11 protein-coding genes, 1 other RNA gene and 1 pseudogene are annotated in these 13,006 nt (G+C 41.3%); 4 read left to right on the top strand and 9 right to left on the bottom strand.

Features of this window, described 5'->3' with window-relative positions; all coding sequences use genetic code 11:
- Positions 1-231 precede the first annotated feature (231 nt).
- Positions 232-1,779, top strand: coding sequence for a L,D-transpeptidase family protein (locus tag ACPPVU_RS12915; RefSeq protein ID WP_426672121.1), 1,548 nt, complete (start codon positions 232-234; stop codon positions 1,777-1,779).
- 108 nt (positions 1,780-1,887) lie between these two features.
- Here the strand turns inward: ACPPVU_RS12915 and ACPPVU_RS12910 are convergent, their stop codons facing one another.
- The 3 genes from ACPPVU_RS12910 to ACPPVU_RS12900 all read right to left on the bottom strand — a co-directional run bounded on the left by ACPPVU_RS12910 (position 1,888) and on the right by ACPPVU_RS12900 (position 5,987).
- Complete coding sequence (locus tag ACPPVU_RS12910) at positions 1,888-2,685, bottom strand: murein L,D-transpeptidase catalytic domain family protein (RefSeq protein WP_426672120.1); 798 nt, start codon at positions 2,683-2,685, stop codon at positions 1,888-1,890.
- A 223-nt stretch (positions 2,686-2,908) separates the two neighbouring features.
- Positions 2,909-3,487: a nitroreductase family protein gene (locus tag ACPPVU_RS12905; RefSeq protein WP_426672119.1), complete on the bottom strand. Its 579-nt coding sequence runs from the start codon at positions 3,485-3,487 to the stop codon at positions 2,909-2,911.
- A 67-nt stretch (positions 3,488-3,554) separates the two neighbouring features.
- Complete coding sequence (locus tag ACPPVU_RS12900; RefSeq protein WP_426672118.1) at positions 3,555-5,987, bottom strand: alpha-ketoacid dehydrogenase subunit alpha/beta; 2,433 nt, start codon at positions 5,985-5,987, stop codon at positions 3,555-3,557.
- 137 nt (positions 5,988-6,124) lie between these two features.
- Here ACPPVU_RS12900 and ACPPVU_RS12895 point away from each other — a divergent pair, with 137 nt between their 5' ends.
- From ACPPVU_RS12895 to ssrA, 3 genes are all read left to right on the top strand, one after another.
- Positions 6,125-6,532, top strand: a complete 408-nt coding sequence (locus tag ACPPVU_RS12895) for a DUF1573 domain-containing protein (RefSeq protein ID WP_426672117.1) — start codon at positions 6,125-6,127, stop codon at positions 6,530-6,532.
- Positions 6,533-6,644: 112 nt separating this feature from the next.
- A complete protein-coding gene (locus ACPPVU_RS12890; RefSeq protein ID WP_426672116.1) occupies positions 6,645-7,874 on the top strand; it encodes a pyridoxal phosphate-dependent aminotransferase in 1,230 nt (409 codons plus the stop codon).
- A 120-nt stretch (positions 7,875-7,994) separates the two neighbouring features.
- Positions 7,995-8,364, top strand: a transfer-messenger RNA (tmRNA) gene (gene ssrA / locus ACPPVU_RS12885).
- Between the two features lie 722 nt (positions 8,365-9,086).
- Here ssrA and ACPPVU_RS12880 read toward each other — a convergent pair.
- From ACPPVU_RS12880 to traK, 6 genes and pseudogenes are all read right to left on the bottom strand, one after another.
- Positions 9,087-9,875 (bottom strand): annotated as a pseudogene (locus ACPPVU_RS12880) (recombinase family protein); the annotation flags it as partial.
- Positions 9,859-10,014 carry a hypothetical protein gene (locus ACPPVU_RS12875; protein ID WP_426672115.1) on the bottom strand — a complete coding sequence of 52 codons (156 nt, stop codon included), beginning with the start codon at positions 10,012-10,014 and terminating at the stop codon, positions 9,859-9,861. The pseudogene ACPPVU_RS12880 and the gene ACPPVU_RS12875, both read right to left, overlap by 17 nt.
- A gap of 81 nt (positions 10,015-10,095) precedes the next feature.
- The gene (locus ACPPVU_RS12870; protein WP_426672114.1) at positions 10,096-10,383 is read right to left on the bottom strand and encodes a hypothetical protein; all 288 of its coding nucleotides are present in this window, start codon (positions 10,381-10,383) and stop codon (positions 10,096-10,098) included.
- A gap of 13 nt (positions 10,384-10,396) precedes the next feature.
- Positions 10,397-11,236, bottom strand: a complete 840-nt coding sequence (locus ACPPVU_RS12865; RefSeq protein ID WP_426672113.1) for a hypothetical protein — start codon at positions 11,234-11,236, stop codon at positions 10,397-10,399.
- Between the two features lie 48 nt (positions 11,237-11,284).
- Complete coding sequence (locus ACPPVU_RS12860; protein WP_426672112.1) at positions 11,285-12,373, bottom strand: conjugative transposon protein TraM; 1,089 nt, start codon at positions 12,371-12,373, stop codon at positions 11,285-11,287.
- 13 nt (positions 12,374-12,386) lie between these two features.
- Positions 12,387-13,004, bottom strand: a complete 618-nt coding sequence (gene traK, locus ACPPVU_RS12855) for a conjugative transposon protein TraK (RefSeq protein WP_426672111.1) — start codon at positions 13,002-13,004, stop codon at positions 12,387-12,389.
- Positions 13,005-13,006 lie beyond the last annotated feature (2 nt).

Raw genomic sequence — 13,006 nt, 5'->3', positions numbered from 1 at the left:
CTGACGACATGTCTTTATTGGCAGGTTCAAACTTTTATGTCATAATTTGACAGGTGATGAAAAGAAAAAAAATAAAATACACTTTATTTATAAAGTATAAACTACTTATAATGTACGGTTTATAAATTAAAATTTTCCAGACCATCTCTAATTCAAATCTACTTTAAAATAATTATATTAGTGTGGTACAGTCATTGCTATTACATGGCTGCTAATTGACTGTTTTTATATATGATGATATTTAATAATGCTAAAAGAAACAACAGTTTCATTTTAGTATTGATACTTTGCTGCCTGGTGGCGACTTTCCAGGGTTGTAAAAAAAAGCGCTCCGAAATGAGTGCCATTCTTTTCAAAAGAACCCATAACACGGTTTTTAGAGATCTTGATCAAGACGAGTTTACAGCCTATTTTAAAAAAGAGCTCGAAAGAGAAAAATCCGGAATAAATAATTCACAATTAATCATCGATCATTATGACCAGAATGATTATGAGCCAGATTTTGTTTTATATCACCTTTGGGATGGTGGACTACAGGCTATGCTTGATAGATATCATAAGGCATATGAACATGGCATTGACCCACAATTATTTAAACCTGCCCAGCTTAGTGCGCTGATAGATAAATTTTATAACAAAGATGCTATCAAAACTCCGGAAGATGCTTATAGATATATAGCTCAGCTGGAAATAATGGCGTCAAGCACTTTGATCGATTATTCCAGCGCGCTGCAATATGGCATTGTAAGTCCAAAGAAGATATATTCGCGTTATTTTATAAAAACATTGCAGCCTGATACTGCCTCCATTAATCGTGTTTTCACTGTTGAAAATATGCCTGCTTACCTTGACAGTATACAGCCGAAAGATCCCGAATACCTGACTTTGCAAAAAGCATATCTTGGTAAATATGTAGCCCCTAAAATGTCGAAAGAGGAAACACGGCGTATTTTATTGGTGAATATGGAACGTTTAAGGTGGAAAAATAAACCTGCCGGCAACGAATATGTATATGTCAACATTCCTGATTTTCACCTGGATGTAATCGATAGCGGGAAATCAATATTAAACATGAAGGTGTGTGTGGGTGAAGGACGTAACAAAAAGTATTTAAACAACCTGGAAAATTATAACGATACCTGTAAGATCGATAACCCTTACGCACATGAAACACCTTTATTAAGCAGTGTTATTCATAGTGTAGAAGTAAATCCGGTTTGGAATATCCCTCAAAGTATTGCAACTAAAGAAATTATTGTTCAAGCTGCAAAAGATCCGTATTACCTGTCGAATAAGAATATCAATGTGTATAAAGATGATAAACTAATACAGGACCCGGAAACAATCGATTGGTCTAAAGTGACAAAATACAACTCGGACTATGAATTTAGGCAGCAACCGGGAGAAGATAATTCATTAGGAAAGATCAAGTTTTTGTTTCAAAATAAGAGCAGTGTTTATTTGCATGATACACCAGCAAAAGAAGCTTTTCATTATACTATGCGCGCTGTAAGTCATGGGTGTGTGCGTCTGGAAAAACCATTAGAGCTTGCCCATACCTTATTTATAGACACGGTAAAGTATAACCTGATAGCTAAAGATATGCAGGAGGATGACCCGATGTCTGAGGATATCTCTTTAAGACCAAGGATTCCGGTTTATATCACCTATATCACTTGCTGGTCAGATCAGGAAGGTCAGTTGCAATTCAGGGGAGATGTCTACGGACTTGATATCGTATTATACGATCACATGAAGAAGTATCTTCCTGCTGAATAATTTTAAGTTCGAATTTCGGATGTTCAACTTGCCTACCCGCAGGCAGGTTTCAGACTTAAGCCTAATTGAACATCCCATTTTTAGAATTTATTTTTTAGAGATTAGAATTTACAGGCTGGCATTCAAATCGCTGCTTCCGGGATATACATAGTTAGCGGCAACGTCCTCGTCAAGGTACTTTGAAGTGTAATTGTAATCGTTACCATTAATAAATAGTACCGTTTTACCTTTTATAGTATTGATCACTTTACCGGCTACTTTAGGTGATACAGCCGGGCAACCTTCGCTTCGACCTAAACGCCCTTGTCTTTCTATATTTCTCTGTGAAACATATGGTGCAGCATGTACTACAATTGAACGTGCACGTGCATTGTCATTAAAACCAGCGTCCAATCCATCCAAACGGAGCGAACGGCCATGCTTGCCATTGTAAACATCATCGGCTAAATAAAAGCCCAGGCTGCTTGCATGTGATTCGTTTGTATTTGAAAAATGGCTAGCCATGTCATTCCCACTACCATTTCCGTGAGCTACCCATGTGTTGAGTACTAATTCTTTATTGATTAAATCAACTATCCACATACGTTTTGTGCAGCTTGATTTACCAAGATCAACGATAGTGACAATTGAACTGTATTGAGGAACTTTATTAGCTGCTTTCAGATTAAAAAAGCCGGTAACAGCCTTTTGAAAAACAACCATATCCATCCCTGCATTGTTTAATTGAGCAGTATTATAAATATCCTCAATATACTGTGAAAAGCGATCTTTAGCAGAAAGTTTTGCAGGTTTAGTAATTTCGGGGGTAATCTTTTCGGGATTTCTTGTTTTTTCAGCTTTCCAGCTGATGATGGAAATAGAGAATATCAATAATACACACGTTATCCCCCAATAGCATCTCTTCATATCCGTTACTTTGTTTTAAGTTTAATCAATTAAAAGTCAACAGGCTTACGTTTTAATTAATCAGGATTAATTGCAACGATATTGCAAAAGTAAAAATTAAATTAATTAAAAAAAATCTATTTTGAATGATTTTATACTAATAATTAATAATATTGCAATTAAATTAACCCTACAGCCTTTAGTTGATTGCTTATACGGAGGAACGGTTTATTAGGTTAGATAATTATCTTATCCATTTAATTTTTTCGTTTAAGGGAATTATTCTGCTGCCTGCAGGATAGGCATCGGCGTAGCCTAAATATAAAACTCCGATCACGTGATCATGGTCTCCAAGGTTCAAAAATTCTTTCATCGGAGGGCGTAAAGCCATACCGCCTGTACTCCAAAATGAAGCAATATTTAATGCAGTTGCACCCAATAAAATATTTTGTACTGCGCATGAAACGGCTTCAACCTCTTCTATAACAGGTATCTTGGGTAAACTACCCCGCTTCATCAGGGCGATGATAACGTGAGAAGCTTTATCGCCCTGATCATATAGCTTATTATAAACTGCCTGGTCGAAATTTTCTATAGTAGTACTCTGTTTATATAGTTCGGCATGCTTATGCGAAAAGTCGGAGGCAGTAGCATAAACCATAAACCGCCATGGCTCTGTGAAACCATGGGTAGGTGCCCAATCGGCTAGCTCAAGGAGTGAATTGATCTGATCATCAGGTATCTTTTTACCATTCATCGCTACCGGTTTAGTGCTGCGGCGATTTTTGATGATGGCGGATATAGTTGAAAAAGTAACGTCCATATATTAAAAAAATAAAGCCCGTAAAATACGGGCATTGAGTATAGTAAATAAATTAAAAACCAATTAATTAATACAGGTCAGGATATTTAGACGGATTAGCTTCATTCATCATATTATAAACGGCTTCAACCACATCGTCAAGTGAAGGCTTGCTGAAATAGTCTCCATCAGTTCCATAAGGTGGTCTGTGTTCTTTGGCCGATAGGGTTTTAGGCTGTGCATCAAGCAAATAATATCCCCCCTGAGTCTCTAATATTTTTTGCAAAATATAAGCTGAGCCACCACCGGTTACATCCTCATCCACTATTAACAGCTTGCTGGTTTTTTTCAAAGAATTGCCGCAAACATTATCCGTATCAAAAGGGTGCAATGTCTGCGGGTCCACCACTTCGATGTGTATACCCATTTTTTCTAATTCTTCGGCGGCTTCAAGTACGATACGTAAAGTTGAACCATAAGATACAACAGTCATATCGCTGCCTTCTCTTAAGATTTCTGCTTTGCCAAGCGGAACTGTAAACTCCCCAACATTTGAAGGTAATCTTTCTTTCAAACGATACCCGTTAAGGCATTCGATCACCAATGCTGGTTCATCGCTGCGTAAAAGCGTATTATACATTCCCGCTGCCTGTGTCATATCACGCGGCACACAAATATGTATGCCCCGCATCGAGTTTAAAATAAAGCCCAGCGGAGAACCTGAATGCCAAATACCTTCTAAACGGTGCCCACGGGTACGTACAATGACCGGAGCTTTCTGTCCGCCACGTGTACGATAGCTCAAACTCGCCAAATCATCACTTAATACTGTGATAGAGTATAATAGGTAATCCAGGTATTGTATTTCGGCTATCGGTCTCAAACCACGCATGGCTAAACCCACACCCTGTCCTACTATAGTTGCTTCCCGAATGCCGGTATCTGAAATGCGCAGGTCAGAATATTTGCTTTGCAATCCGGCAAAACCCTGGTTTACATCACCTATTGCGCCTACATCCTCGCCAAAAGCAACTATGCTTTTATCACGTTCAAAGTTGCTGTCAAAACAAGCATTTAGTATTTCACGCCCATCTATTAACCGGGCATCTTCATCATACTCAGCTTTAATAACCGGAATATTTAATGGAGACTGCAGCGTTCCGGTGAATAATTTGGAATTAAAACGTTCACTATTCTTTTGTGTTTCGCTGTTAAGCCAATTTATCAACGCTTGTTTTCCGATCAATTTCTCTTTTACAGTTACGCGTAAGGCTTTGCGCCCCGCAGCAAAAGCATCCCTTCGACCCGGATCAACAACTGCACTTAGTTCTGAAACAATCTCTTTCAATTTATCGCCGTTTTCACTATCCTCAGCAAGTTGCTCTATCAGTTCCGAAACTTGTTTTAATTCTACACGAATTTCATCACCCAGTCCGTTCCACGCCTCACGCTGGCATTCACGTACGTATTTTTTAGCTGTTGCTTCCAGCTCATCCATTTCCTCTCCGGTAGAGATTGCTGATTCGATCATCCATTTCCGCATCTGCACCAGGCAATCGTGCTCGTTCTCCCATGCCAACCGTTCTTTTGATTTATACCGTTCATGAGAGCCCGATGTAGAATGTCCCTGAGGCTGTGTCATTTCGGTAACGTGTATCAAAACAGGCACATGATCCCTGCGACAAATATCAATGGCACGTTCATAAGTTTCGCATAAGGCCACATAGTCCCATCCGCGTACTTTGAATATTTCATAGCCATTGGTACCATTTTCACGCTGGAAACCTTTTAATATCTCCGAAATATCTTCCTTAGTAGTCTGTAGTTTAGCAGGGACTGAGATGGCATAAGCATCGTCCCAGATAGAAATTGCCATGGGTACTTGTAATACACCTGCAGCATTAAATGTTTCAAAAAATAGCCCTTCTGATGTAGATCCATTACCAATAGTGCCAAAAGCCACCTCGTTACCATTTACTGAAAACTGTTTCAGATATTCGAGTTCTGTATTTTGACGATATAATTTAGAAGCATAAGCCAATCCAAGTAAACGTGGCATGTGTCCTCCTGTTGTAGAAATATCGGCAGCACAATTCATGGTCTCCACCTGGTTTGCCCATGTTCCGTCGGCATTTACGTACCGGGTAGCAAAGTGACAATTCATTTGCCTGCCAGCTGATGCAGGATCCTTCTCAATATCAGGGTAGGCATATAGTTGAGCGAAAAACTCATTCAAATTGCTCATTCCCGTGGCAAACATAAAGGTTTGGTCGCGGTAGTATCCTGCGCGCCAATCGCCCGCACGAAACGCCTTAGCCATAGCCAGTTGCGCCACTTCCTTACCATCACCAAAAATACCAAATTTAGCTTTGCCTGTCAGTACTTCACGCCTGCCAATTAAACTGGCCTGGCGGCTTTCGAATCCAATCCGATAGTCATTGATCACTATCTTTTTGAAATCGTCAAAACTGAGTTCAGCAGCATTAAATTTACCTGTTGCACTTGTTACAGTTTCGGGCATATTTTATTTTGTTTAGGTAGCAAAATTATAAAATTCTATTTTGTTATCATCATATGTAACACACAAAACACTTCATACGTTAAACAGTTTTTAATTTACATTAAACCATTTATATTTGTATTAATCAAAACGAAAGTATGAAAAAACTTATGTTAATCTGTGCGGTAGTTTTAGGCTTCGCATTCACAGCAACGGCACAAGATAATGAAAAAGCCGAATTTAAATTCAACGAGGAAAAACACGATTTCGGAAAAATTCCGCAGGGCACTCCTGTAACTACCGTATTCGAGTTTACCAACATCGGGAAAGAACCTCTTATTCTGACAGATGTAAAACCAACTTGTGGTTGTACCATAGCCGATTACACAAAAACTCCTGTTAAAAGTGGAGAAAAAGGCCTTATTAAGATCACTTATAATGCAGCAAATGTAGCGCCATTTAACAAAACTATTGTAGTTACTTCAAATGCTAAAACACCAACCAAGTATTTAAACATTGTGGGCGAAGTAATAGCGAAGACACCTGCGACCTCAAGCAGTAAATAAAGCCAATCGGTTTTACCAAAAATATTCAGAGACATCCCGGTAAATTGGGCTGTCTCTTTTTTTTACTTAGAGTTAAAGAAGTTTAAACTCATCTTTTTATTAATTTTGCGGCATGCCAAAAATTTCGAAAAAGGGGCTGCACATGCCTGCCTCACCCATACGTAAACTTACCCCGTTTGCTGATAAGGCTAAACTGGATGGTAAAAAAGTTTATCACCTTAACATTGGTCAACCGGATATTGAGACCCCGGAGGGCATGCTGAATGCCATTAAAAATATTGATTTTAAGGTTTGGGCCTATACAGCATCAGAGGGTACTTTATCCTATCGCAAAAAATTAACAGAGTACTATAACAAGCTGGGATACAACATTACCCCGGATAATATATTGGTTACGACTGGTGGCTCGGAAGCGATCACCATAGCTATGATGGCCTGTCTTAACCCTGGTGATGAAGTTATCATCCCTGAACCATTTTACGCCAATTATAATGGTTTCGCCTGTCAGAGCGATATTGCGGTAAAGCCGATCTTGTCTTATATAGAAAATGGTTTTGCCCTGCCCCCTATTAGTGAATTTGAAAAAGTGATCACTGAAAAAACCAAGGCGATTATTATATGCAATCCTAATAACCCAACAGGCTATCTCTATTCGCAGGACGAGATGGATGCATTAAGGGCATTGGTGTTGAAGTACGATCTTTACCTTTTCTCTGATGAAGCATATCGTGAGTTCTGCTATGACGGACGAAAATTTATTTCGCCCATGCATTTGAGCGGACTGGATGAGAACGTTATAGTGATGGATACTGTGAGCAAACGTTATAGTGCATGTGGTGCACGCCTGGGTTGCCTGATCACTAAAAACAAGGACGTTTGGTCTACCGGGCTAAAATTCGCTCAGGCGCGATTAAGTCCAGGAATGGTTGAACAAATAGCTGGTGAAGCCGCAGTAGATACACCTGACAGCTATTTTGAAACTGTTAATAAAGAATACACCCATCGCAGGGATACCTTGGTAAAAGCGCTTAATGATATGGATGGCGTTTATTGTCCTAATCCCGGTGGCGCATTTTATGTTGTGGCACAACTACCTATTGATAATGCCGACAAGTTTTGCCAATGGATGCTGGAAACATTCAGCTATAACAATCAAACTGTAATGATGGCACCTGCAACTGGTTTTTACAGCACTGCCGGTGCTGGATTAAATGAGGTGAGAATGGCCTATGTTTTAAACAGTGACGACCTTGGAAAAGCGATGACCTGCCTTAAAGAGGCATTGAAGGTTTATCCGGGTCGTGAAGCTAAAAGCACAAAGCTGAAAGCGGAAAGCATTTAATACTAAAGTCGCAGTAGCACCGGCAGTTGCAGTTATTTATTATAAAACACAACTCTAAAATTGGTATATTTGTAATCTTACTAAATTGCTACTGCAACTACTAACTGCCACTAAACAAATGGGGTCGACCGGAATTGACAGGATGGAGATAATTAGGTAAGCACGCAGCGCGTTGGGTGAATTAGCGCTTTAATCTGAACGCTCAAACTTACAAATGGCGAAAATAACTACGCCTTAGCTGCTTAATTTAGAATTTAGCTAGCTTTTGTCCCGCCGGTTTTCTGTTTTGTTGGATCGGCAACCGGGGCATCGAAAAACGAAAATAGCCTGCTTAATGGTGTGCATAGCAGGCGAAACAAAGCACCTAAGGAAGACGGTACAGGCAAGCAACTGGCCTTCCCCTTCCCTACAATTTAATAGAAGCTAAGCGTGTAGAAAGCCTATATTGTACCATGTTTGGACGAGGGTTCGAATCCCTCCGGCTCCACCCGAAGGGATAATCGTTTGATTATCCCTTTTTTTTTCAAAAAATAACAAATTCTTATCACTCATTATCAGTGAGTTACGTGCAAATAGAGACATCATGGTCGGGGTTCGATAGACCCCACCTTGATAGTACAAATTGCTATCGAACACCAAGTCTACAAAAGATCGTTTTTGCAAGGTATTAGCCTGACTATAAACATATTTCATATCAGTTATAAGGTCTAAGTGCTTGCTCAGGATTTTAAATGCCTGGGATTGATCCTTTCCCAGCCTTTCGATTTCGCTTTTCAGGGAAAAAATGTCAGTATTGTAGTTCGCAGACCACCTATCATAGGTTTCCCGTGTAATCTGACCTCCTATCCATTTTTCCTCCAATGCATACAACTTTTCCTGAACACGCTCCAATTCTTCTTTTTTCTCAACGAGCAATCGCTTATTTCTTTTCATAGATGATTGCATCGATCCTTCTGCAGAATTCTTAATCTGAACTACTTCATCATGTGAAAGGCTCATCAGTTCACATATTTCTAAAAGCTGTTTATGTGCCTTATTGGCATTAATATTATTATGTTGGGAATACTTACACTTATAATAATAAAACCAGCCACCTGCTTTCCCCCTGGAGGGGGCGCCCGTTAATGGCTGGCCACAATGACATTTTAATAACCCGCGCAGCGGCAGATTATCATCAATTATCGTTTTGGTTTTTTCCGGCTTTTTCATTTTGTTCTGAACCAATTGCCATGTCGCTTTATCGATAATTGGTTCGTGAATTCCGGGAAATAACCCACCCGGATATTCTTTAAATGCTTTTGCTTTTACCATTCCCGCATAGACAGGATTGGCTAAAACCCGTTCGACTGCCATTGTGCCACCACGATTAAATCCCAGCTTAGCAGCCTGTTTTTTGATTTCATAAAGCGGTACATTTTTTAAATAAGCCTTGTAAATAAAATGGACGATCTCAGCATCATGTTCGTCTACTACGATTGTCCTTTTTTTACCTTCCCCTGCTTTACGATAACCAAATGGAGCAAGATTGCTTAAAAACCTTCCTTCCTTGGCCCTGGCGGTATAATTGCCGCCCCGGATTTTAATGCTCCGGTTGATATTATCCTCCTCTGCAAGCAACAATTGAAGCCCGGTCCTGAAATAACTTCCCGGCGTATCGTAATCGAAAGTAATGCCCTCGGTAACACTGACGATCTGAATACCATATTGCCGTTGCAGGTTTTTCACCAAAGTCATGGCTTCACCCGCGTCTCGGCTAAACCGATCGAGCTGATCCACTACCAGGTAATCTACGTTTTTTTGATGTTTGGTAATGAATGCCCTAAGTTTAATAAAATCGGGCCTGTCAAATGTCTTGGCGCTATGCCCGCGGTCAATAAAAGTATCAACCAAAACAACCTGATTGTATTGCAACCACTGATCAGTATACAATTCCTGCCGTTCTATAGAACCATTACTCTGTCCCAGATTACTAAAGCGTAAATATCTAATCGCCCGTTTCATATAACTCCCTTAATGATGCTTCAACAATAATTTCTGCTATTAAATTTAGCATTTTTCTTTCTTTTTCCCGCTCAATTTGCGTTAATTTTTGAATAGTTTTTTGCTTGGCAGACACTTTTTTTCTTTTCGCACGTTCCATCCCTGCATCTGTTATATAGTGAATAATTCTGACGATGAGGTTGACCTCAAATCAAACGTAAATGGGCGGGTTTGCCCTGGATTAAAAATACCGTAAATAAATCCGGCTGCGTTGGTTACGTTTGAAGGAGGGCTCATATCGCAAATAGCCGAAATCGTGCAGGTCCCGCACGCACTTATGATAAGTAGTACTGGCAGAAATCTTAGCCAGGCGCATGATCTCGTAGCTGTATGCCTCCATGGGATGGGCAAAGTCGTTTTCCTGCCAGTACTGTACTAATGCTGCATAAATTCCAATATGGGTAATACAAATCCTGCCATCATTCCTGATGGCTTCAAAAAATCCCGCTATTGGTCTGAATGCTTCCAATAATTACAAGGGCTTAAATATGAGCGCTCTGCTTCTTTGTCCGAGCCTTGTTATTTTTTTGTTCCGCAGCAACTTCTGACTTTTGCGCTTGCTTATTATCAGGTTCCTGACCTTGCTGTTGACCTTTTTCCAGATTCTCTGACGGGGCCAGCTTTTTCCTTTCAACCTGCTTCACGATCAGGCTTTGGCCAGTACCGTCATAAAAATCAAAGCGCTGCATTCGTGGGTTTGCGGCAATCGTGCCCTTGATCTCCTGCCCGTCTTTGATGATGGTCGCATTGGCTTTATTTCCCTTCTCTAATGAGGCCAGCAATCTTTTATGATCATACGGTTCGGCCAGTTCCTTGACCGGGTACTTAACCAGTTCTTTTTCATGATTCCAAAACATCGTTTTTGGCAAAAAATTTCCGTGTTTATCAGACTCTTTAAAGTTTAGTCCCTTCCAGCCAAAATAAGTTTCGCCGGTAGGAACCATTTTAACTTCGCCTTCAACTTCCTTTGGTGCCACTTTCGGCTGTTCACGGTAGGCAAATCGTCCGTCCATCATATTATAGCGCTCCTGGAGCGTGTAATTATATTCCTTACCCACGAAAAATGATTGGGTAAGGTCATCCTTCCCCGATTGCTTCAGGGTCACGTCAAAGCGATTAAAAAAAGTCATATCCTTTTGATCGCCTTTTGAGAAATACAGCGTGGACTGGGTTTCATCCTGACCGAATTTCCGGGTATGCGGCAGGGTAAATTCCGTCAGTCCCTGTTCTATTTTTTGCTGAAGCGGTTGGGCAATTTCTTCGCCGAAACCTAAATACAGCAATTGATTCTTTACGTAGTCATAGCTTTTTTCGTTGAACATAATCTTTAAATATTTAATGGTTATTAATTCATCTTGATTTTCTAAGGTCTAATTGGTTTTGTTTATCCTTAAAAGCAAAGGGTGGCCATTTTTTAGTTTACCCTTGACCCGCTTTACCTTTTTTGAAAATATCCCCTTGGCTGTGTTGATACCTGCACCGGCCAGTTGGGCACTCATGGATTGATCCAGGCTCATGATCTCCATGCCCTGCACACCATTATTCGCCCCGTCCCTCAGTGCGTCGCCCGTAATGGCCTCAGGCACGCATACTCCCTCCAGCCCATCCACCTGGTCAAAAACGGTTAAATCAACCGGGTAAAAAACACTTCCTATGTGGATGCTTTTGATGTTTAGTGTAAAGCGCTGGTTGGACAGGGTGCCGCTCCCATACAGTAATTGGCCCTTTTGAAATAGCTGGCCATCCAGCATCACGCTGTCGATCAGTTTCAGTCGGACAACCGTTCCCTGAGTGACCTTTTGCGTACCGTCGATGATTGCCAGGATGGCGTTAAATTGCTTACTCTCTGTTGCAGCGGGCTGCTGCTGGTTAACCGGCTTCAGCCGTTCAGGGTGCTGTATGTCCAGTATCTTTTCCAGCAATCCGTTCATCTGGGTCAGTTCAGGATCGGCAGGTACCGGCTGAGCAGATTTTAAAGGCAACTCCGGATGATGGTCTGTTTCCAACATTTTAGGCGTTTCAGGCAGCTCCGGCTTACCCACTTCCGCCTGCAATAGCGCCAGCTTTTGATAAACTTTTGCCTCGTTTACCGCGGGAGAGCCGTTCACCGCTGAGCCCGAAAGCTTTCCTGAAAGCGCACTCACAGGAAAATGGCTGGTATCTGTTTTAAGTTGTCCTTTGTAATAAGGGTCGCTTCGCATTTGTTGCTTCAACCTGGCGGAATCCCCGGCCGCCCGGTCGTAATAGCTCATTTTATTCAGGTTACCTTCATCTTTGAGTTTGGCGTCGGGCAGGCTGGCATTAAATCCTTTTTGCTGAACCGCGGCCTGCACGGTTGTACCTTTACCGCCGCCCAGTGCCCAGAAGAACAGGGTAAGAAAAGGGACAAGCAACAATGGCAAAGCCAGCAGCATCTGACGCTGGCGTCTACCTTTGGGAGAAATAATCGGTGATTTCATCTTAGTTTTATTTTTAATGATTTACAATTTTGATGTCCTTATTTTCCAGGATATTCCAGCGGGCGATTAAAAATCCGTGCGGGTTATTGTCGCTGCGGGATACTTTGCGGAGTTCGCCCTGCGTGACCAGGCTTCTTGTTACCGTACTGGTCGTGCGTATAATATTTTGAGTAGCATAGCAGCGGAAACGAAAAGGGTCGGTCGAAAGGTCGACCGATACGCTGTCAATAGCGATGGTCTGGTTGATATTGCCCGAAATGATACCCGCGTAGTAGCCGCTTTCGCTCAGGTCATCATAGATCTTTTTTGCCGAGCCGTCGGCCAGGTAAAGGGCCCTGGTGATATTCTGCTGGTTTGATTTTTCATCAGGGTCGAGCGTAAAAAAAAGACGGTGAAAGGTTTTCACATGGTCGCGCAATTCGACCGCTACATTGTCCCTGCCGTCAGCAGCCAATGCTTCCAGGGCTTTCCCGTAAGAAAGGATATACACTTTTGACTGCATCGATTGTACCAGGTTGAGACTTTTGTAAATCGTGAAGCAGCAGATCAGCAGGCAGCAGATGATCACCGCAAGGCAGAACAGCCGTACCTGGCGGAAGGCAGTATCGATATTTTTGAGTTGTCTGAACATAG

The organism is Mucilaginibacter sp. McL0603, from assembly GCF_049992945.1.
GTDB lineage: Bacteria > Bacteroidota > Bacteroidia > Sphingobacteriales > Sphingobacteriaceae > Mucilaginibacter.
This window is presented reverse-complemented; position numbering and strand designations above follow the sequence as displayed.